The following is a 20,413-nucleotide window of genomic DNA, read 5'->3' on the forward strand; positions in this document are numbered from 1 at the left end:
GGGCGGTCGTGGTCAGGTCTGCCGGCGTGCGGTCGTGGCGGCGGCGCGTCTCCAGGCGGCGTTGCGTAGCAGGCGCAGGCCGTTGAGGCCGACGATGACGGTTGAGCCCTCGTGTCCGGCCACGCCGAGCGGCAGCGGCAGGTCGCCGAGCAGGTCCCAGGCCACCAGGACGGCGATGAAGGCGCCGGCGATGACGAGGTTGGCGATGACCAGGCGGCGGGCGCGCCTGGCGAGGGCGAGCACGGCGGGTACGGTGTTCAGTTCGTCGCGCGTGATGACCGCGTCGGCGGCATCGAGGGTGAGATCGGCGCCGGCGCGGCCCATCGCGATCCCGGCGTGCGCGGTGGCCAGCGCGGGAGCGTCGTTGACCCCGTCACCCACCAGCGCCACCCGCGCCTGGTGCTGCTGCAGTTCGCGCACAGCGTTCACCTTGTCCTCGGGCAGCAGGCCCGCCCGCACGTCGGTGATGCCCGCCTGCTCGGCCACGCGGGCCGCCGCGCGGGGGTTGTCGCCGGTCAACAGGACCGGAGCGGTGCCGGTCAGGCTGGTCAGGTGCGCCACGACCCGGTCTGCGCCGGGGCGCATGCGGTCGGCCAGGCCGAGCACCGCGGCGGGGCGGCCGTCCAGCAGCATCAGCACGGCGCTGTGCCCGTCGTCCTCGAGCTCGGCCACCACCGCACGGGCCCGCTCGGCAGCGCCGGGCGCGGTCTCGGCCACCACCGCACGGGCCCGCTCGGCAGCACCGGGCGCGGTCTCGGCCACCACCGTACGGGCCCGCTCGGCAGCACCGGGCGCGGTCTCGGCCAGCAGGTGGGCGGGGCTGCCGATCTCGACCACCTGACCATCGACGTGGGCGCGCACGCCTCGGCCGGGCAGGGCGGCGAAGTCGGTGGCGGCGGGCAGCCGCAGGCCCTGATGGTGGGCGGCGGAGACGATGGCGCGGCCCAGCGGATGTTCAGAACCCTGCTCGGCCGCAGCCGCCAGTGCGAGCAAGCGGTCGGCCTCGCTGCCGGAGCGGTCGGCCTCGCTGCCGGGACAGTCGGCCTCGCTGCCAGGGGCGCTCGCCGAGCCGCCCTCGGGGGTTGTCGCCAGGTCGGGTATGGGACGCAGGTGGGCCAGGTGCGGGCGCCCTTCGGTCAGGGTGCCGGTCTTGTCGAAGGCGACGTGGGTGACGTCGGCCAGTTGCTCCATCACCACGGCTGACTTGACCAGCACGCCGTGGCGGCCGGCGGTGGCGATGGCGGCCAGCAGCGGCGGCATGGTGGCCAGCACCACCGCGCACGGCGAGGCCACGATCATGAACGTCATCGCCCGCAGCAGGCTTTCCTGCAGGTTCTGCCCCAAGGCCAGGGGAATGGCGAACAACGCGACGGTGGCGGCGACCATCACCACGGAGTAGCGCTGCTCGACCTTCTCGATGAACAGCTGGGTACGCGCCTTGGTCGCGCCGGCCTGCCCGACCATCGCCACGATCCGGGCGAGCACCGTCTCAGAAGCCGGCCGGGTGACGTGCACGCGCAGGGCGCCGGTGCCGTTCAACGTGCCGGCGAACACCTCATCGCCCGCCTGCTTGTCCACGGGCAGGCTCTCGCCGGTGATGGAGGCCTGGTCGACGTCACTGGCACCGGCCGTCACCCGCCCGTCGGCGCCGACGCGCTCGCCCGGCCGTACCAGGATGACGTCGCCGAGGCGCAGGTCGGCGGCCGCCACGACCTCCTCCTCGCCGCTGTCGTCGATCCGGGTGGCCTGGTCGGGGGCCAGGTCCAGCAGGCCGCGCACGGAGTCCTCGGTGCGTTTGGTGGCCACGGCTTCCAACGCGCCGGAGGTGGCGAAGATGACGATCAGCAGCGCACCGTCGAAGACCTGCCCGATCGCCGCCGCGCCGATCGCCGCCACGACCATCAGCAGATCGACGTCCAGCGTCTTGTCGCGCAATGCCTTCAGCCCGGACAGGCCCGGATCCCAGCCACCGGCGACGTAGCAAGCCAGGTACAGGGTCCACCACAGCCACGGCGGCGCGTCGGCCAGCTGGGCGACGCCGCCGGCGGCGAACAGCGCGGTGGCCGCGATGGCCCAGCGCACCTCCATCAGCGAACCGGCCCCGGACCGCCACCACGTGGAGGACGTCGCTGCCGGGGCGAGGGCAGCGGGGGAAGGTCTCAGCTCTGTTGTCACCGAAGCATCGTATATGCGTATACACGCAGATACGCAAGCAGCGAGGTTCGGGGATATGCTGGCGACATGCACACCTCTCTGCCCGACTTCGACATGCCGAACGAGGAACAGGTGCACCTGGCCGCCGAGTCCTTCCGGCTGCTGTCCGACCCCACCCGCATCAAGATCCTGTGGGCGTTGCTACAGGGCGAATCCAACGTCGCCTGCCTGGCCGAACTCGCCGACGCCGCCCCCACCGCGGTCAGCCAGCATCTGGCCAAGCTGCGCCTGGCCGGATTGGTCAAGGGCCGCCGCGAGGGCACCTTCGTCTACTACAGCGCAGCCGACGAACACGTGCGCGGTCTGCTGGCCCAGGGCCTTTACCACGCCGACCACATCGACCGCGGCCCCCAAGCCGACTATCAGGCCGGCGATGAGGCCCCCGCCAAGGCCGTACGCACCGACCCGAGCCTGAAGTCTTCAGCACACGCCTAGGCCGGCGGTTCGTCCGGCTCGCTGAGGCTGTTGATCCTCGCGCGGAGCGCGTCCGCGTCGCCCGGGGCCAGTTCGGCGATGAGGTCGAGGGCGCGCCGCAGGGTGTCGCTGCCCTCGCGCACCCGCCCCGCCGCTACCTGGGCCTCGCCCAGCCGCCGCAGGGTACGGGCGCCGAGCGCGCGTTTCCCGCCCCGGCGCCAGGCCAGTGACCGTTGGTAGTAGGCGATCGCCTCCTCGTACTGACCGAGCAGGTGATGGATGTGGCCCATGCTGTCGAGCGTGGCCGACTCGCCGGGCATGTCGTCCAGTTCGCGGTGGATGGCCAGCGCCTCCTCACAGCGGCGCAACGCCTCCCCGTACGCCCCGAGCTGCGCGTGGAACCAGCCGATGTTGTTCAGGGTCCGGCCTTCGCCCGCCCGGTCGCCGGCGGTCCGGTACAGCCGCAGCGCCTGCTCGCTCAGGGCCAGCCCCTCCGCGTACTGGCCGTGGCGGTCCTTCAGCACGCTGAGGTAGATGAGGCAGACCCCCTGCCCGACCTGGTCGCCGAGGCCGCCGAACAGGGCGAGTGCCTCCCGCAGATGGGACTCGCTCGCGCTGTCCTGGCCAAGCCGGATGAGGGCCTGGGCGAGCCCGACGCGGGCGTGGGCCTCCGCGGCCGGGTCGTTCAGCCGTGCCGCCGCCTCCAGCGCGATGTGGTGCATGGCCACCTGGTCGTCGGAGCGTCCCTCCTGGGACAGGAAACCCCAGCAGGCGCCCGCCAGCTGCCAGGCATGCGCGTCGAACCCGGAGCGCGCGGCATGCCGGATCGCCGCCAGCAGCGTCCGGTGCTCGCGACCGAACCACGCCAGGCTCTGCGCGCGGTCGGTGATGCGGGCCAGGACCACGCCGGGCAGCGGCGGCGCCAGGGCCAGCGGCACGCGGTGGTACAGGTCCAGGAGCCGGTCGCCGAGGTGTGCGCTGTGCAGGTAGTGGTCGAGCAGCCGGTGCAGCGCCTCGCGGCGCTCGGCCTCCGAGTCGTGGAGGAGGGTCAGCTCCTCGGCGTACGCCCTGAGCAGGTCGTGCCAGCCGTAACGCCCCGGGGAGCGCTCCGCCGCCAGATGGGCCCGCGTCAGCTCGGTCAGCAGGCGGTTGGCCTGCCGTACGGGAATCCCGGCCAGGCTGGCGGCCGCGGCGGTGGAGATCTCAGGCGCCGGCAGGAGGCCGCGCAGCCGGAACAGCCGGGCGGCGTCCGGGCTGAGCGCGCGGTAGGACCAGGAGAACACCGTGCGCATGTTCGTCGCCGCGTCGCCGCCGTCGAAGACGTCGAGGCCGTCGAGTCCCGAGATGAGCGTGCCGAGCAGGAACGCCGGGCGGGCATGGGCCCGGGCGGCCACGATGGCCAGGGCCAGCGGCAGCCCGGCACACCGGGAGACGATGTCGTCGACCGCCTGCGGCTCGGCGCCCACCTTGTCCACGCCGAGCCGGCGCGTCAGGAGTTCGCGGGAGTGCGCGGGAGAGAACAGCCCCAGTGACAGCGTACGGGCGCCCTCCGCCGCGACCAGGCCGGTCAGCTCGGCACGGCTGGTGATCAGGGCCAGGCAGCCGGGCGCGTTGGGCAGCAGCGGCCGGACCTGGTCGGCGTCGAGGGCGTTGTCGAGCAGGATCAGCATGCGCCGCTCCGCCAGCAGGCTGCGGTAGAGCCCGACCTGCGCCTCCAGCGTTGCGGGGATCAGCTGCGACGGCACCTGGAGGGCGTCCAGGAACAGCCGCACCGCCTCGGCCGGCGGCCGGGCGATGTGGGTGGGGCCGAACCCCTGGAGGTTCACGTAGAGCTGACCGTCGGGGAAACGGTCGCGTACCCGGTGCGCCCAGTGCACGGCCAGGGTGGTCTTGCCGACGCCGCCGGTGCCGGTGATGACGCACGGCGCCAGCGCCAGCGCCTCCGCCTGCGCCTGCGCCGAGGGCGAGGAGCCGGCGGCCGGGAGCGTCAGCCGGTCCAGGGCGGCCAGCTCCTCCTCGCGGGCGGTGAACAGCTCGATGTCCGGGGGGAGGTGCCGCGGCACCGCGAGGGCGGGCGTACCGGTCGCGGCGGTTGCCGTCCCGGCCGTCCCGGCCGTACCGGTGGCGGCGGTCGCGGCGGTTGTCGTCCCGGCCGTCTCCTCCCGGCCGGCGAGGATCGCCTGGTGCAGCCGTTGCAGTTCCTCGCCGGGCTCGATGCCCAGATCCTCGGCGAAGCGGCGCCTGACGCGACGGAAGACGGCCAGCGCCTGGGTGCGGCGGTCGCATCGCAGCAACGCCGTCATCAGCAGGGCCACCAACCGTTCCCGCAGCGGGTTCTCAACGACCAGGGCCGCCAGCTCCGCCGCCACTTCATGATGGCGCCCTTGCCGCAGGTCGAGCGCGGCCCGCTGCTCCAGTGCCGCCAGCCGCTCCTCCTCGAGGCCCGGCACGACGACGTCGGGCAGCCACCGGCCTGCGACGTCCGCCAGGGGCGCGCCCTGCCACAGCGCCAGCCCGCCACGCAGCAGGCCGACGGCGCGCTCCGGCTCGCTCTCGCCGGCCTCGCGGACCAGTTCGCGGAAGCGGTACAGGTCGACGCGCTCGCGCTCCACCGCCAGGCGGTAGCCGCGCGCCGAGGTCGCCAGCGCCACCTCGGGGAACGGGGCCAGCAGCCGGCGAAGCCTGGAGATGTGCCCCTGCACGGCGTTGCGGGAGAACTCGGGCGGTTCGGCGCCCCACAGCGCGGTCTCCAGCCGCGTCACGGGCACCGGACGCCCCACTTCGAGCAACAGCATCGCCAGCACGGTCCGCTGCTGCGCGACGGACGGGCCCAGCCATCGCCCGGCGTCCCACACTCCCACCGGCCCTAACAGACGGAACCCAACGCCGTCCACGGTCACTCGTCCCTGCCTCCAGCCACTACATGCCTCGATGAGTGCCCGGCGTGATCATGCTTGGCAGCCTAACCGCCAACTCAGCGGAAAATCAGCGCCATTTCAGTACCAACCATCAGTCTTTTCACAAGCGGCACGTAAGGCCGTGGAACCTCACGAGGAGGAACATCATGGAGATCAAGGTCAAGAAGGTCGAGTCCGTCAAGGCCACCCAGAACCCGTCCACGTGAGGCGCTGACATCGCCTGACGATTTCTCCCGCGGGGAGGGAGACAAGACGCTCCTCATCGTACGCGCCCTTGTCCCTCCCCGCCGGGGCCCAACATGCGTACTGGCTCGGGAGGCACGATGCGTGTGGCGTTGAAGGAATGTGAATGGGAGGCGACCGGCGAGGATCTCCTGGTGGTCTTCGACGCGCGCGAGGCGATCACCCTGAACGATCCCGACGGTCAGGTGGCCGCGCTCCTGAGCGAGCTGCGCCGGGCCCCGCAGACCGCCGCCGAGCTGAGCGACGCCCTCGGCAGGCAGGGGTTCCAGCTCTCCGAGGAGGACGTCAGCCGGGGCCTGAGCGGGCTCGACGGCCTGGGCCTGGTCGAGGACGCCGACGGCAGGACCCTCGGAGACCCGGACGAGGACGAACGACACTTCTCGAACCTCTGCTTCTACGGCACCTACTCCGCCCTTGACCGCCGGCGCGCCGGGTTCCTCCGGCCGATGCGCGAGGCCCACGTCCTGGTGCTGGGCGTCGGCGGAGGCGGCTCCTCCCTGGTGCAGTGCCTGGCCGGCCTCGGCGTCGGCGAGATGACGCTGGTCGACCAGGACCGCGTCGAACCCCGTAACTTCTCCCGGCAGTTCCTCTACCGGCATGCGGACATCGGCCTGTCGAAGGCCGAGCGCGCGGCCGCGTGGGTGCGCGACTACGACCCGAGCATCAAGGTGAACGCCGTCGACCGCTGGATCTCCGCCCCCGAGGACCTCGCGGACCTGGTCCAGGACATCGACCTGATGGCGGGCGGCCTCGACGGCCATCCGCACGCCAATCTCTGGGCGAACGAGGCCGCGGTCCGGGCCGGCGTCCCGTACGTGCTGGGGGGCGCCAACCGTACCCAGCTGATGTACCTCTCCGTGGACCCGGGCCGGACGCCGTGCCTCGCCTGCGACTACGCGGACCGGCCCGCCGAGGACAGCTCGGAGGGGGTCGCCTACCGGATCGTGGAGAACATGAAGCTGAGCAACCCGCTCACCGGGCCGATGGCGATGCAGGTCGGCTCGCTGCTGGCCTTCGAGGCGCAGCGCTACCTCACCGGCTACGAACCGCCCCGCGCGGCCGGGTTCCGCGTCACCCTCGATCTGCGCAAGGGGCTGGTGCCCGAGTGGCAGCCCCTGCCCGGGAACCCGGAATGCCGGGTCTGCCTGCAGGCCCCGCCGCGCGAGGGTGAGCGCCGGTGACCACTCCCGGCTCCGCCACGGTCAGGCTCAGGCCGCTCAGCGTCGTACCCGAGGGCGAGGACGAGGTTCTGGTGGGCGACCCCGCCACCGGCACCTTCGTGACGATCCCGGCGGTCGGCGGGGTGGTGATCGCCGCCCTGCAGCGGGGAGCGAGCATCGAAGAGGCGGCGGCCGAGGCCGAGGAGTTCGCCGGCCAGCCGGTCAACGTGCCGTCGTTCGTCGAAACCCTCGGGGAGCTCGGCTTCCTGGCCGAGGACGCCGGCGACGAGGATGCGGGGGACGGCGCCGCGTCGGAGCCCGTCCGCACCGCACCCATTCAGGCCCGCCGCTGGATGACCAGCATCCGCCCGGAGACGGTACGCCCCTTCTTCGGCCCCGTGGCCTGGACCTTCTATGCCGCCTGCCTGCTTTACTCGCTGGGCGTCTTCGCACTCCGGCCCGGCCTGATCCCCAACCCGGCCGAGGACGCCTTCGCCTTCGACGACACCGGGCTGAGCACGCTGGCCTGGATCCCCTTCGTGTGGTTCGCGGCGGCCAGCCACGAGTGCGGCCACTGGCTCGGCGCGCGGGCTCTCGGCATCCAGACCCGCTTCGGGGTCGACCGCCGCATGTGGATGCTCGTCTTCGAAACTGATCTCACCCAACTGTGGACGCTCCCGCGCCGCCAGCGGTACGGCCCGCTGCTGGCGGGCCTGGCCGTGGACTCCGTACTGCTCGCCGTGCTGCTCACCGGCCGGCTGCTGATCGACACCGGCCTCTGGTCGGCCCCCGGCACGGTCGCGTCGCTGCTGGCCGCCTGGGCGCTCATCAAGGTCATCCAGATGCTCTGGCAGAGCCTGGTCTTTCTCCGCACCGATCTCTACGCGGTGATGGTCAACGCCCTGGGCTGCCGGAATCTGTGGCGCGTGAAGTCGCTGATGCTGCGGCAGGCTTTCGGGAGGCTGACGGCGGAGGAAGCCGAGGAACTGGCGGACGCCACCGAAACCGACCTGCGTACCGGACGCTGGTTCCGCTGGCTGTGGCTCGCGGGATTCCTCGGCGTGGCCGCCTGGTTCGGCTTCCTGCTGCTGCCGGTCATCGTGGAGGTCCTGCAGTGGACGGCCGAAGGCCTGGCCGAGGGCCCCCTGACTGCCGGATTCTGGTACCGGTTGCTCTGCGCGGGCCTGCTGCTGGGCCCCGAGTCCCTGGCCCTGGCGCTGGCCGTCAAGGAGTACGCGGGACGGCTGGTCGCCCGGCGCGCTTGACCCGAGAGCGAGGACGGGCCTGTCCCGAGCCATCTACGCGGTCGTACGCCTACGGACCAGTTCCCTGTCCTCCTGCGGCAGCGCGTCGGCGGCCAGCAGTTGCGTCAGCAGATCAGGTTCGAGTGTCATCGCACGGAACACGAGCGCGACGGTCACGTCGTGGCCGGGCCGGTGGACGATCTCGACCGGGTCGCCGGCACGGATGGTCCCGGGCTCGATCACGCGCAGATACGCACCCGGCAGTGCGGCCTGCGTGAACCGCTTGATCCACCCGTCGCGCTCCAGCCACCCCTGGAAGGTCGCGCACGGGATCCGCGCGCACGACACCTCCAGGACCACCGTGGACCCGATGCGCCAACGCTCGCCGATCAGAGCGCCGTTGACGTCGACACCAAGGGTCGTGAGGTTCTCTCCGAAGACGCCGTTGGCGAGCGGCCTGTCCAGCTCGGTCTGCCAACCGTCGAGGTCCTCGCGGGCATAGGCGTAAACGGCCTGGTCGGAACCGCCGTGGTGCTTCACGTCGTAGACACGATCGCCCTCGAGACCGACCGCGCCGGTGCCCTTGGGGCCGGGAGCGGAGACGGCGACCGGACCGTCAACGGGCCGCTTGTCGATGCCTGTCGCGCTGAGACCCTTCCACGGGTTGCGCCGGGGCTTGCCGATGTTGACGGAGAGCAGCTTCATGCGGAAAACAGTACGGCCATGAGCACTCTCCCAATAGCGCCGGTCAGCCGCATGGGGTGATCTTCCTGACGCACACGCACCACGACCACGCCAAGGATCTCGACTACCTCGCCTCCAGAGCAGCCGGCACCGACATCTACCTGCCTGCCGAGGCGCTGCCTACGTGGAGACCTTCCTGCGTGCGTCCGCCGAACTGAATCACGCGGCGCCGTACGATCCGGCGCTCGCCCCGGCCTATCGTCTCCACGGCGTGCGGCAGGACGACGAATTCACTTTCGGTTCGCGTGGCCACCACGTCCGCGTGGTGCGATGCGAGCACAAGGTGCCCTGCGTCGGCTACGCGTTCAGTGAGAACGGCAAGGAACTGCTGCCCGAGTTCCAGGAGCTGCGGGCCGCCCTCGTCCGGGACGGACGCGGCGCGGAGTTCGGCCGGATCATGGCGCAGAAACGGCGCGAAGGCGTAGCGGTCGACCGGCAGGTACGCCGTCCTCTTTTCGCCTTCCTGGGCGATACACATGTGTCGGTGTTCGAGCGAAACCCCTGGCTGTTCACCTACCCGGTCATCATCACCGAGTGCACCTTTCTCCACGACAGCGAGCTGTCCCGCGCCGACCGGGTCGGGCACACGGTCTGGAGCCGGCTCAAACCCGTGATCGAGGCGCACCCGGACACGCTGTTCGTCTTGACGCACTTCAGCCTGCGCCACTCCGATCAGGAGGTGCTCGCCTTCTTTCAACGGGAACGGCACGACAACGTCCTGGTATGGGCACACCCGGAAAGCCAGCTGCCTGAGCAGCACCAGTCCGTATCCGCCGATCTGTGAACGGATGAGCCGAGGCGAACCCCTGCCGACCTGGCCAGAGCCGTCCTGCGGCGCCATCAGGAGATCAACTCCCACGCCGATCGATAAGGTCGGGCTCATGGGCGTCGACATTGAAATCATCCGTGAGGCGAGTGACGATGTCGTGGCCGCGCTCGGCCGGCTGTTGCCGCAATTGTCGACGACCGCGAAAGCGCTCGATCGTGAAGCCGTGGCCCGGCTGCTGGCCTTCGAATCGAACACGGTGCTGGCGGCTCGCGTTCAAGGGCAGATCGTTGGAACCCTGACTCTGGTCACCTTTCCGCTGCCTTCCGGGCTTCGTGCGCGTGTCGAAGACGTCGTGGTGGACGAGACAGCCCGTGGGCAGGGGGTTGCTGCGGCGCTGACGGACAGAGCCCTCGAACTGGCGAGAGAGACAGGGGCTCGCACGGTCGATCTCACGTCGCGGCCGTCCAGGGAGGCGGCGAATCGCCTGTATGAACGGGTGGGGTTCCAACGGCGGAACTCGATCGTCTACCGCTTCGTGCTCGATGGGTGAAGGGCGGGTCGTCCTTCGGTTCGGCTGAGCAGGTGCAGCTCATGCTCAGCCCTTAGGAACGGTTGGCCGGCGGTGCGGTCTCGGCGGCGTCGAGCACTCGCGTGGTTGGATCCGGCGCCCCCTCGTCTCTCAGGCGATCGGTGATGAGGAAGTCGGTCAGCTCGAACTCGGCAGCGTGCTCGCTCTCGCTCAAGAAGAAGCTCTCGGCGGCGAGGTCGGGATCCCAGCCATGCAGCAAGGCGTAGTCGATGACCTTCCGCACGTCCTTCGGGGTCGGATAGGCGGAGTCAGTCGCACAGCCCCACGGCAGGACAGCCTTCGACAACAGATCCACCTCGAGCGCACGGCTGTTCTTCCCGGCGCCCCAAACGCGCAAGCGGACACACCTGTGGCAGTCGCGGTTGCCGGCCACGTGGTGGATCCGGCCGCTCCATACGAACTCTTGCCCGCCCGCGTACAGCTTGCGCAACCTCGCCCGCACGCTGCCCCCTCAACTGATCAGCCCGGCCGGAACCTACTGCCCCAAGCTTGCCCGAATCGGGCGAGTCCGGATGGCCATGGGCGGCAACGGCTTCCAGTGCTCGTCCCAAGTCGTTGCCATCGGCTCATGATCGCCTTCGCGAGGGTGACATGCGTGACCTCGCCTTGGACGAGCCGGCGGCGTTGGTCTACTGCCCCTTCCGATCGCTCCAGCACCTGCCGACCTGGGCCGACCGCCGCCGCACGTTCGAGCGGGTCGCCGCCTCGCTCATGCCGGAAGGGCGGTTCCCTGGAACGCCATCACCTTCGACCATCACATCGCCGCGCGCCTCGATGGCGGGCGCGAGGTCGCCGGGCTTGAGCTGGGAAGCGCTGTACGGTGGATTCGGCCGCGAGCCCTTCACCGAGGACAACCGCGAGTACGTGTTCATCGCCCGCCGCCCTGCACTCGGGTTCGGTGCGGGCCAGGTCGTAGGCGGCGGGACCAGGGCGGTGGCGTGTGAGCGGACGCGTGGAGCACTGGACCCGACCCGCTGCAAATGAACATTCTGAACGGGAACCAGTGAACTTCTTGATCGGACACGGTCTCTAATCCGGTGTTCGATCTATGAAGGGAACGCAAGTGTTCATGTCCGCGAAGACGATCGTCGCCGCCACCCTCCTTGCCGCCGGAACGCTCGCCACCGCCGCGCCCGCGCAGGCGACCACCGAGACGCCGCAGAGCGTTTGCGGCAGCGGTTTCCGTGTGGTGAAGGACGGCGTCCGGACGATCAAGGGCAGGCAGGGCGCCGAGCTCGGCAAGGTCTTCCTGCTCTACAACAGGAGGAACGGCTACAACTGCGTAGTGACGTTCCGGACCCTGTTCGACGTCAACCACGCCAAGGTCCGGATGGGCGCCACGCTGACCGTCCAGACCACCACTCCTCCGCTGACCTCCTCCGCGACGGCCTCGGGCGTCTACAGCAGGCACACCAAGCCGGTGAAGCTGTTCGCGCGTGGTCTGTGCGTCAAGTACTCGGGCACCATCCAGAGCCCGGGCTCCGCCTCTGAGGGGAAGGGCGGTCGCGACAAGTGGGGCAACTGCGGCAGGTGACCCGGTTCTGAGCGGTGTGCTCACACCGCCCCGAACAGCCGGCCTGATCCCAAGGGCATGCGATCCGGCGTCGGACGGACGCGGCACGAACGCGGGCGACCAGATCTTCGCCTGGCGGCCTCGCGGCACGTGACCTCGCTCATGACCGTTGTTACTCTTGGTGAGTAATGATGGACGCTCCGTCGCGGTTGCTGCGGTGGGCGGTGCACGCCACCGTCTGCGGGCTGCTCGCGATCGCCGTGGTGAGCTCGTTGCGCGAGGACCACGTCGCCGTGGCCGTCGGCGGCGTGCTGCTCGGCCTGGCATATGCCGCCGGCGGCCTGGCGGCGGTCCAGGCGCGCGGCCCCGTGTGGCTCGTGGTGGTGACGACCGGATGGATGGTGCTCGCCGCGATGGCGCCGCCGTTCGTCTGGCTGGCGTTCCCGCTGCTGTTCGTGTACCTGGACCTGCTGCCGCTGTGGGCGGCGATGTTCGGGGTGGCGGTGGTGACGTCGGCGGCGATCCTGGCGGCGGCGTGGCATGCCGGCGAGCTGACCCTGCCGCTCGTGGTGGGCCCGGGCGTCGGGGCTGCCGTGGTGACGCTCCTGGTGCTGACCTGCAGAGCGCTCGAGGTCGAGGGCTCGGACTGACGGATCCGGAGGTCGAGGCCAGGGTTCAGGGCGTCGCGGCCAGGGTCAGGACGTCACGATGGCGAAGTCGGGCGCCGGCCGGTCGAGTACGGCGACCAGCCGCTGCAGCGCCCCCGTGTCCCCCTCGCGCTCCACACCCCCGACGCCCTTGCCCGACAGCAGCCCCACGAGCTGCTCTTTCGTCAGCCGGAGCGTCAGGTCCGCGCTCTCGTCCGCCGGCTCCCGCTGATGGATGAGCGCGCCGTTGGACAACGTCGTACGATGCCGCTCCCCCAGATCGGTCAGCTGCCAGTCGATCGACAACCGCTCGTTCCAGGCGCGTGGACCGTCCACGCGGATGGCGATCGAGTCGAAGATCTGCTCCACGTTCAGCGCGGTCAGCAGGTCCGGCGAGGCGGTGTCCACGGTGGCCGGCACGATGCCCTCGGACAGCTCGAGGGCGCCCATGAGGTAGAAGTTGCGCCACGTGGCGTTCTCGGCGCCGTGGCCGAGCCGCGTGTAGACCTCGGCGAGCAGGTCACGCGCCTCCTTGTTGCCCTCGTCGGCGAAGACGGCGTGGTTGAGCAGCTGGGCGGCGAAGCGCAGGTCGTTCTCCCTGATGTAGCGCCTGGCGAGCTCGACCACAGCCGAGCCCCCGCCCAGGCACTCGACGTACCGGAGCGCGCTCTCCCGCGGCGGGTGCTCCCACAGACGCGCCGGGTTCCCGTCGAACCAGCCCAGATAGCGCTGGTAGATGCCCTTGACGTTGTGGCTGACCGAGCCGTAGTAGCCGCGCGTGTGCCAGGCCTGCTCCAGCCCGGGCGGCATGTGCAGGGCCTCGGCGATCTCGGGCCCGGTCAGGCCCTTGTTGAGCAGCCGCAGTGTCTGGTCGTGCAGGTAGGCGTACATGTCCCGCTGCTCCCCGAGGAACCGTACGATGCCGTCGCGCCCCCAGGTGGGCCAGTGGTGAGAGGCGAAGGCGACGTCGGCGCGGTCGGCGAACAGCGAGATCGCCTCGTTCAGGTAACGCGCCCAGAGGCGGGCGTCGCGCACCGGGGCGCCGCGCAGGGTGAGGATGTTGTGCTGGTTGTGGGTGGCGTTCTCGGCCAGGCACAGGGCGCGGCGGTCGGGGAGGAGGAAGTTCATCTCGGCGGGAGCCTCCGTGCCCGGTGTGAGCTGGAAGACCAGCAGGATCCCGTCGATGCTCTCCTCCTGTCCGGTACGGGTGACGTCCAGCGTGGGCGGGATGAGCGACACGGTGCCCGTCGAGTTGGTCATGCCGAGGCCGCAGCCGATCTGGCCCTCCGGCGAGCGGGGCAGCGCGGTGCCGTACATGTAGACGGCGCGGCGGGTCATGGCGGGGCCCGCGTAGACGTTCTCCGCCACCGCGTGCTCCATGAAACCGGCGGGGGCGAGGATCGGCACGTCTCCCTCGGTGACGCCGCGTACGCCGCCGAAGTGGTCCACGTGCGAATGCGTGTAGATCACGCCGGTGACCGGGCGGGCACCGCGGTGGTCGCGGTACAGCTTCAGCGCGGCGGCGGCGCACTCTGTGGAGATCAGCGGGTCGATCACCAGGACGCCGCGCTCGCCCTCGACCAGGGTCATGTTCGACAGGTCCAGGCCGCGTACCTGGTAGACCCCCTCCGCGACCTCGTACAGACCCTGCCTGGCACACAGCTGGCCCTGTCGCCAGAGGCTGGGATGGGCCGTTTCCGGGCACTCCCCCCGGAGGAACTCGTAGGCGTCGTTGTCCCAGATGACCCTGCTGTCCGCAGTCTTGATCACTGCCGGGCTGAGCTTCCCGATGAACCCGCGGTCCGCGTCCACGAAGTCGCCCTTGTCGTGATTTGGAAGGTCTGCCATGCCATGCCGAGTGCCCGGGAATCGGCCCGGATAGCTCAATAAACTGCCCTAATAGCATGAATCTAGGGCAATAAGGGCATGTCGTGAGCCGTGTGATTGGCTTGTCGGGTGAATGCGTGTGTGTTCGACCTCGATGGCGTGCTGGTGGACTCCGAGCCGGTGTGGGAGGAGGTGCGGCGGGCTTTCGTCGCCGATCACGGCGGCACGTGGCAGCCGGACACGCAGTCCAGGCTCATGGGCATGAGCACCGCGGAGTGGGCCGCCTACCTGCACTCGCTCGGGGTGTCGCTGCCCCCGGACGAGATCGCGCGCAGGGTGGTGGACCAGATGGCCGCCCACTACCGCGACGAGGTGCCGCTGATGCCGAGGGCGGTGGAGACGGTGCGGCGGCTGTCCGAGTCGATCACGCTGGGGCTGGCCAGCTCGTCCCCGCGGACGCTGATCGACGTCGTGCTGGACGCGGCAGAGCTCAAGGAGTGCTTCGCGGCCACCGTCTCGACCGAGGAGGTCGAGCGCGGCAAGCCCGCGCCCGACGGATACCTGGAGGCAGCCCGGCGGATCGGGGTCGATCCCCAGGAGTGCGTGGCGGTCGAGGACTCGAGCAACGGGCTGCGCTCGGCGCACGCGGCGGGCATGCGGGTGATCGCCGTGCCGCATCCGCGCTACCCGCCCGCGCCGGACGCGCTGGCCCTGGCGTGGCGCGTCCTGCCCGACCTCGACGCGCTGAACCCCGACCTGCTCGCATGAACGCCCAGGCCAGGTGGCTATGCTTACGAAATCGTGCGAGACATCACGGTTTTCAGCGGCAGCGCCCATCCCGAGCTGGCCGAAGAGATCTGCAGCCATCTGGGCACGCCACTCCACCCGGTGAAGATCGAGCGCTTCGCCAATGACGTGCTCGAGGTGCAGCTCCAGGCCAACTGCCGCGAGCGCGACGTGTTCCTCATCCAGCCGCTCGTGCCGCCCGTACAGGAGCACCTGGTCGAGCTGCTGCTGATGCTCGACGCGGCCAGGGGCGCGTCGGCGGCGAGGACCACCGTGGTTCTGCCCCACTATGCGTACGCACGGTCCGACAAGAAGGACGCCCCGCGCATCTCGATCGGCGCCCGGCTGGTCGCCGACCTGATGGTGGCGGCGGGCGCCAGCCGGGTGCTGGCGATGACGCTGCACTCGCCGCAGGTGCACGGCTTCTTCAGCGTCCCGGTCGACCACCTGCACGCGCTGCGCGAGCTGGCCGCGCACTTCCGCCAGTACGACCTGTCGAACACGGTTGTCGTCTCCCCCGACCTCGGCAACGCCAAGGAGGCGGCACACTTCGCCCGCCTGCTCGGCACCGAGGTCGCGATGGGCGCCAAGCAGCGCTTCAGCGACGACCGCGTGGTGATCAGCTCCGTGATCGGCGATGTCGCGGACAAGGACGTGATCATCCTGGACGACGAGATCGCCAAGGGCAGCACGGTGATCGAGCTGCTCGACCGGCTGCGCGAGCGCGGCGTGCGTTCGGTGCGGGTGGCGTGCACGCACGGGCTGTTCGCGGGCGGGGCGGTCGAACGTCTGAGCGCGCTGCCCGAGGTCGCGGAGATCGTCTGCACCAACACCGTGCCGCCGCCCAAGCCCAGCGAGAAGCTCACCGTGCTGTCGATCGCACCCGCCCTGGCCGAGGCCATGCGCCGCATCCACGACGGCGAGTCGGTGAGCGCGCTGTTCGATACACCGTGATGACCTGACCGGGGTGTCGGGGAGCGGTCCGCGGCGATCGCCCTCAACACCCCTCGTGATCAGGGGCGACCTTCCCACTCGGTCGCGCATCGATCATAGTTGCCAATATGCACACAGCGACCGAACGACTGCTGAGCGACTTTCTCCAGGGCATCGAGCCCATCGTTCCCCTGGTCGCACTATGGGCGCACGGCTCGCTGGCGGCCGGCGACTACCAGCCGGGACGCAGCGACCTCGACCTGATCGCGGTCGTGGACACGCCCGTGACGATGGAGCAGTGGCGGCGCATCAAGGCCGCCCACCGGGCGCTCGACCAGCCGCTGGCGGCCGGGCTGCACTGCTCGTACATGGCCAGACAGGAGCTGGCCGACCACTCCACCGAGCACGTGACGTGGGCCCACGAGGAGATCTTCCGCCGCCCCGTCACCGCGATCACCCGCCGCGAGCTGCACGACGGGGCTCTCCAGCTGTACGGCCCGCCGCCCGCCGCCCTGCTGCCTCCCGTGTCGGACGAGGAGGTGGCCGAGTTCGTACGGACCGATTTACGTGACTTCTGGCTCGTCAAGACGCGCGGGCGGCGGCGCTGGCTGCGCGACATCTGGGTGGACCTGGGCATGCTGACGGTCGCCAGGGCCACGGTCACGCTGCGGGAGGGACGCCTGATCAGCAAGCGGGAGGCCCTGGACGTGCTCGCCGAGCTGGGGGCGCCGGAGAAGGTGGTGGCCGACGTGCGGGCCCGGAGGTACGGGACTGCGGCGCCGGTGCTGAGCCGCTTCAGGAGGGGCAGGCTGGCCCGCGCGTTCGTCAGATCGGCGATCAGGAAGGCACTGACCTCCTGAGCCTGGCCGGCATATGGCGGCGCTCGCGCTGATTGTCCGGGGGATAGTCTTGGCGCGGGTTACCACCTGAAATCAGGAGAAGGGCAGCAAATGGGGGAAATCAGGCAGTCCTATCTGGTGGCCGCGGAGTCGGCGGTGTCGCTGCTGCGCGCTCCCGCGGTGGCGGCGGCCTGGGAGAAGCCGAGCGCGCTCACCGAGTTCAGCGTCGCGGGGCTGGCCGGGCACCTGGCCCACCAGCTCGTCAGGGTCCGTGACGTGCTCCCGCCGAACGGGCAGGTCCAGGAGCCGATCGGGCTCCTGGAGCACTATTCGAGGTCGCCGTGGGTGCAGGCGGGGCTCGACCACGAGAGCAACGTGAGCGTCAGGCGCGGCGGCCAGGCGGCCGCGGCGGACGGGCCCGTGGCGCTGGTGGAAAGGACGCAGGCGCTGCTCGACCTGCAGACCGCCGCCCTGGCGGCCGAGCCCGCCGACCGGGTCGTGGCCCTGCCGTCGGGCTGGTCGCTGCGGCTCGACGACTTCCTGCTGACGCGGCTGGTGGAGCTGGTCGTGCACTCGGACGACCTGGCCGCGAGCGTGGGCCTGGACACTCCGGAGCTGCCCTCATCGGTCATCGACCCCGTGGTGGAGCTGCTGGCCCGGCTGGCCGTGCACCGGCACGGGGCGACGGCGGTCGTCCGCACCCTGAGCCGCGCCGAACGCGCCCCGGCCACCATAAGCGCCTTCTGACCCGCAAGCGCCGTCAGGAGGCGATCATGCGCAGGGCCGTGACCACCTCGCGGCCCGACAGCGCACTGTCCGGGTCCAGCAGCCACTGCGACAGGAACCCCGTCAGCATGGCCTGGTAGACCGTCCCCACCAGCCGCTCACGTTCCGGATCAGTCCCGGTCTCCGCGCCCTCGAACAGCTCGGCGAGCCCCAGCCGCGCCTCCTTGATGGACTGCACCAGCTGCTCGCGCACCTCGGGCACGTGGTCGATCTGCCCCAGCAACTCGAACTGCGTCACCCACAGTGGCCGGAGCCTGGAGAACGACTCCGTCACCCGATCCCAGGCCGCCTCGAACCGCTCCAGCGGCGTCGCGTCCGCCCCGACGTCGGCCGACAGGGTGGCCCCGAGCTCGTCGCCCCACTCCCGCATCGCCTCGAAAAGCGCCTCGTTCATCAGCGCTTCCTTCGACTTGAAGTGGTAGCCGATGCCCGCCAGGCTCACCCCGGAAGCGTTGGCGATGTCGCGCGCCGTCGTGCGCGAATAACCCTTCTCGATCAGGCACTGCTTCGCCCCGGCCAGCAGATCTTCCCTGTTTCCCATGCCCAGAGGCTAGCACAGTTGTCTTGAAAACTCGTTCTAGACAAGCGTCTGAGACATGTGTACCGTCATGGCCATGACGGACATCCTGATCTCCGGCGCGAGCATCGCCGGCACCGCGGCGGCGTACTGGCTCAAGCAGCACGGCTTCGACGTGACAGTGGTCGAGCGGGCACCCTCCATCCGCGAGGGCGGCTACAAGGTGGACATCCGGGGCGCGGCCCTCCAGGTGATCGAGCGCATGGGGATCATGGACGCGGTGCGCGCCAGGAGCACGGACATGCGGATCGCCACCTACTACGACGCCAGGGGCAGGAAGGCCGCGGCGATGGACGCCGCCCTGTTCGGCGGGCGCGCGGGCGACGACGTCGAGATCATGCGCGGCGACCTGAACGAGCTGCTGTACGACCTCACGCGCCACGACGTCGAGTACGTCTTCGGCGACTCCATCACGGGGATCGCCGAAGACGGCACGGTGACGTTCGAGCGCTCGGCCCCACGCAGGTACGACCTGGTCGTCGGAGCCGACGGCGCGCACTCCAACACCAGGAGGATCGCCTTCGGCGAGGAGTCCCGGTACGCCCGCGACCTCGGCTACTACATCTCGATCTGCACGGTGCCCAACACGCTGCGCCTGGACCGCGAGGAGGCCGTGCACGCGACCCCCGGCAGGACCGCGAACGTCTACAGCACCAGGCAGGACACCCGCGCCAAGGCCCTGTTCATGTGGTCGTCGCGGCCGCTGGCCTACGACCACCGCGACCCGGACGCCCAGAAGGACCTGCTGGTGAAGGCCATGCGGGGCGTCGAATGGGAGGTGCCCGCGCTGCTCGAGTCCGCACGCGACGCCAAGGACTTCTACTTCGACTCGGTCACCCAGATCCACATGGACCACTGGGCGAAGGGGCGCGTCGTGCTCGTGGGCGACGCGGCGTACTGCGCCTCGCCCGCCTCGGGGCAGGGCACGAGCCTGGCGCTCGTGGGCGCGTACGTGCTGGCGGGCGAGCTGGCGAAGGGCGGCGGGGCGGCGGGGTACGAGCGCGAGCTGCGCCCGTTCGTCGAGGTCAACCAGGCACTTGGGCCCGCCAACGTCAAGGGCATGGTGATCGGGTCGCGCGCGGCCCTCTGGTTCCAGCTCAAGATGATCAAGATGCTGCCCCACCTGCCCGGCCGCGACCGGATGATCGACAGGATCGCCGGCCCCATCCACCGCGCCGCGAACGCCATCTCGCTCAAGGAGTATGCGGAATAAATGGTTCCGTTCTGCTAATATAAGAGCAGAACGTTCCGTTCCGATCTAAGGGGTTCGCCATGACCATCCTCGTCACCGGAGCCACCGGGACCGTCGGCCGTCTCGTCGTCGAGGAGCTCCTCGCGGCCGGGCAGCACGTACGCGCCCTGACCAGAAACCCCGCCAAGGCCGGGCTTCCCGAGAGCGTCGAGGTCGTCGCCGGAGACCTCGCCCGGCCCGAGTCGTTGCAGGACGCCTTCGAGGGCGTCACCGGCGTGCACTTCATCAACTTCGCGGGCGACGACTACGCGCCCCTGCCGGACGGCGCCGCGCTCGTGAAGCTGGCCGTCGAGGCGGGCGTGCGGCGGGCCACCGTGCTCGGCGGGCGCGAGGACGGCCCGCTCGAGCAGGCGCTGGCCGCGACCGACCTGGAGTGGACGCTGCTCCACCCGGTCGAGTTCATGTCGAACACGCTGCGCTGGTGGGCTCACACGGTGAAGACGGAAGGCGTCATCAAGGAGCCGTTCGGCGACCGGCTGAGCGCCCTGGTGCACGAGCGCGACATCGCCGCCGTGGCCGCGACGGTGCTGGTCGAGGGCGGCCACGGCGGCAGGACGTACGTGTTGACGGGTCCCGAGGCGATCACGCTCAGGCAGAAGGTCGAGATCCTGGGGGCGTCGATCGGCCGGCACGTCGCGTACGTGGAGCTGACCGTGGACGAGGCGCGGGCCAAGTGGGCCGCCGACGGCATGGGCGAGCAGACCATCGAGTTCCTCGTCCACGCCCTGGGCGACACCCCGGAGGTCGGCTACACGGTGGTCCCGACCGTGCGCGAGATCACCGGCCGGGACGCGCGCAGCTTCGCTCAGTGGGCCTCGGAGAACGCCGACGCGTTCCGGGTGTGATCGGGTGACCTCGTCGGGCTAGTCCCAAGACCACTTAGTTAGCGATTTCGTGGTGTCGTCAAATCGGCGGAAACAGCAACAGAGCCCCTGCTAGAACAGTGTCGACCAAGATC

General features: G+C 70.4%; 21 protein-coding genes. 15 read left to right on the forward strand and 6 right to left on the reverse strand.

Annotated features, from left to right (window positions below):
* Nucleotides 1-12: 12 nt before the first annotated feature.
* Complete coding sequence (locus ACIBVN_RS43810) at nt 13-2,088, reverse strand: heavy metal translocating P-type ATPase (protein WP_397146231.1); 2,076 nt, start codon at nt 2,086-2,088, stop codon at nt 13-15.
* A gap of 153 nt (nt 2,089-2,241) precedes the next feature.
* Here ACIBVN_RS43810 and ACIBVN_RS43815 point away from each other — a divergent pair, with 153 nt between their 5' ends.
* Nucleotides 2,242-2,649, forward strand: coding sequence for an ArsR/SmtB family transcription factor (locus ACIBVN_RS43815; RefSeq protein ID WP_397146209.1), 408 nt, complete (start codon nt 2,242-2,244; stop codon nt 2,647-2,649).
* On the opposite strand, the gene ACIBVN_RS43820 is transcribed toward ACIBVN_RS43815, so the two are convergent.
* Nucleotides 2,646-5,489: an AfsR/SARP family transcriptional regulator gene (locus ACIBVN_RS43820; RefSeq protein WP_397146210.1), complete on the reverse strand. Its 2,844-nt coding sequence runs from the start codon at nt 5,487-5,489 to the stop codon at nt 2,646-2,648. The genes ACIBVN_RS43815 and ACIBVN_RS43820 overlap by 4 nt on opposite strands.
* A 380-nt stretch (nt 5,490-5,869) precedes the next feature.
* Between ACIBVN_RS43820 and ACIBVN_RS43825 the strand changes: the two genes are divergently transcribed.
* Nucleotides 5,870-6,970 (forward strand): HesA/MoeB/ThiF family protein, encoded by a 1,101-nt coding sequence (locus ACIBVN_RS43825; RefSeq protein ID WP_397146211.1) that lies wholly within the window; start codon nt 5,870-5,872, stop codon nt 6,968-6,970.
* Nucleotides 6,967-8,214: a hypothetical protein gene (locus ACIBVN_RS43830; RefSeq protein WP_397146212.1), complete on the forward strand. Its 1,248-nt coding sequence runs from the start codon at nt 6,967-6,969 to the stop codon at nt 8,212-8,214. The genes ACIBVN_RS43825 and ACIBVN_RS43830 overlap by 4 nt, the downstream gene beginning before the upstream one ends.
* Nucleotides 8,215-8,247: 33 nt before the next feature.
* Here ACIBVN_RS43830 and ACIBVN_RS43835 read toward each other — a convergent pair whose 3' ends face one another.
* Nucleotides 8,248-8,898 carry an MOSC domain-containing protein gene (locus tag ACIBVN_RS43835; protein ID WP_397146213.1) on the reverse strand — a complete coding sequence of 217 codons (651 nt, stop codon included), beginning with the start codon at nt 8,896-8,898 and terminating at the stop codon, nt 8,248-8,250.
* A gap of 56 nt (nt 8,899-8,954) precedes the next feature.
* On the opposite strand from ACIBVN_RS43835, the gene ACIBVN_RS43840 reads away from it, so the two are divergent.
* The 3 genes from ACIBVN_RS43840 (at nt 8,955) to ACIBVN_RS43850 (ending at nt 10,256) form a co-directional block, all read left to right on the forward strand.
* A complete protein-coding gene (locus ACIBVN_RS43840; RefSeq protein WP_397146214.1) occupies nt 8,955-9,095 on the forward strand; it encodes a hypothetical protein in 141 nt (46 codons plus the stop codon).
* Entirely contained in the window at nt 9,062-9,721 is a 660-nt protein-coding gene (locus ACIBVN_RS43845; protein ID WP_397146215.1) for a hypothetical protein, read from the forward strand. The genes ACIBVN_RS43840 and ACIBVN_RS43845 overlap by 34 nt, the downstream gene beginning before the upstream one ends.
* A gap of 97 nt (nt 9,722-9,818) precedes the next feature.
* A complete protein-coding gene (locus ACIBVN_RS43850) occupies nt 9,819-10,256 on the forward strand; it encodes a GNAT family N-acetyltransferase (protein WP_397146216.1) in 438 nt (145 codons plus the stop codon).
* 52 nt (nt 10,257-10,308) lie between these two features.
* Here the strand turns inward: ACIBVN_RS43850 and ACIBVN_RS43855 are convergent, their stop codons facing one another.
* Nucleotides 10,309-10,725: a hypothetical protein gene (locus ACIBVN_RS43855; protein ID WP_397146217.1), complete on the reverse strand. Its 417-nt coding sequence runs from the start codon at nt 10,723-10,725 to the stop codon at nt 10,309-10,311.
* A 161-nt stretch (nt 10,726-10,886) separates the two neighbouring features.
* On the opposite strand from ACIBVN_RS43855, the gene ACIBVN_RS43860 reads away from it, so the two are divergent.
* The 3 genes from ACIBVN_RS43860 (at nt 10,887) to ACIBVN_RS43870 (ending at nt 12,458) form a co-directional block, all read left to right on the forward strand.
* Nucleotides 10,887-11,279 (forward strand): hypothetical protein, encoded by a 393-nt coding sequence (locus ACIBVN_RS43860; protein ID WP_397146218.1) that lies wholly within the window; start codon nt 10,887-10,889, stop codon nt 11,277-11,279.
* Between the two features lie 85 nt (nt 11,280-11,364).
* Complete coding sequence (locus ACIBVN_RS43865) at nt 11,365-11,829, forward strand: spore-associated protein A (protein ID WP_397146219.1); 465 nt, start codon at nt 11,365-11,367, stop codon at nt 11,827-11,829.
* A 167-nt stretch (nt 11,830-11,996) separates the two neighbouring features.
* A complete protein-coding gene (locus ACIBVN_RS43870) occupies nt 11,997-12,458 on the forward strand; it encodes a hypothetical protein (protein ID WP_397146220.1) in 462 nt (153 codons plus the stop codon).
* Between the two features lie 45 nt (nt 12,459-12,503).
* Here the strand turns inward: ACIBVN_RS43870 and ACIBVN_RS43875 are convergent, their stop codons facing one another.
* Nucleotides 12,504-14,303 (reverse strand): alkyl/aryl-sulfatase, encoded by a 1,800-nt coding sequence (locus tag ACIBVN_RS43875; protein WP_397146221.1) that lies wholly within the window; start codon nt 14,301-14,303, stop codon nt 12,504-12,506.
* A gap of 120 nt (nt 14,304-14,423) precedes the next feature.
* On the opposite strand from ACIBVN_RS43875, the gene ACIBVN_RS43880 reads away from it, so the two are divergent.
* The 4 genes from ACIBVN_RS43880 to ACIBVN_RS43895 all read left to right on the forward strand — a co-directional run bounded on the left by ACIBVN_RS43880 (nt 14,424) and on the right by ACIBVN_RS43895 (nt 17,587).
* Nucleotides 14,424-15,050, forward strand: coding sequence for an HAD family hydrolase (locus ACIBVN_RS43880; RefSeq protein ID WP_397146222.1), 627 nt, complete (start codon nt 14,424-14,426; stop codon nt 15,048-15,050).
* Between the two features lie 33 nt (nt 15,051-15,083).
* Nucleotides 15,084-16,022: a ribose-phosphate diphosphokinase gene (locus ACIBVN_RS43885; protein ID WP_397146223.1), complete on the forward strand. Its 939-nt coding sequence runs from the start codon at nt 15,084-15,086 to the stop codon at nt 16,020-16,022.
* Between the two features lie 107 nt (nt 16,023-16,129).
* Nucleotides 16,130-16,861: a nucleotidyltransferase domain-containing protein gene (locus ACIBVN_RS43890; protein WP_397146224.1), complete on the forward strand. Its 732-nt coding sequence runs from the start codon at nt 16,130-16,132 to the stop codon at nt 16,859-16,861.
* A gap of 90 nt (nt 16,862-16,951) precedes the next feature.
* Nucleotides 16,952-17,587, forward strand: a complete 636-nt coding sequence (locus tag ACIBVN_RS43895) for a maleylpyruvate isomerase N-terminal domain-containing protein (RefSeq protein WP_397146225.1) — start codon at nt 16,952-16,954, stop codon at nt 17,585-17,587.
* A 13-nt stretch (nt 17,588-17,600) separates the two neighbouring features.
* Here ACIBVN_RS43895 and ACIBVN_RS43900 read toward each other — a convergent pair whose 3' ends face one another.
* A complete protein-coding gene (locus tag ACIBVN_RS43900; protein WP_397146226.1) occupies nt 17,601-18,167 on the reverse strand; it encodes a TetR/AcrR family transcriptional regulator in 567 nt (188 codons plus the stop codon).
* A 73-nt stretch (nt 18,168-18,240) separates the two neighbouring features.
* Here ACIBVN_RS43900 and ACIBVN_RS43905 point away from each other — a divergent pair, with 73 nt between their 5' ends.
* Both ACIBVN_RS43905 and ACIBVN_RS43910 read left to right on the forward strand, forming a co-directional pair.
* Entirely contained in the window at nt 18,241-19,416 is a 1,176-nt protein-coding gene (locus ACIBVN_RS43905; protein ID WP_397146227.1) for an FAD-dependent monooxygenase, read from the forward strand.
* Nucleotides 19,417-19,475: 59 nt separating this feature from the next.
* Nucleotides 19,476-20,300 (forward strand): NmrA family NAD(P)-binding protein, encoded by an 825-nt coding sequence (locus ACIBVN_RS43910; protein WP_397146228.1) that lies wholly within the window; start codon nt 19,476-19,478, stop codon nt 20,298-20,300.
* Nucleotides 20,301-20,413 lie beyond the last annotated feature (113 nt).

Origin of the sequence: Nonomuraea sp. NPDC049400 (assembly GCF_044466425.1) — a bacterium.
Taxonomy (GTDB): Bacteria; Actinomycetota; Actinomycetes; order Streptosporangiales; family Streptosporangiaceae; genus Nonomuraea.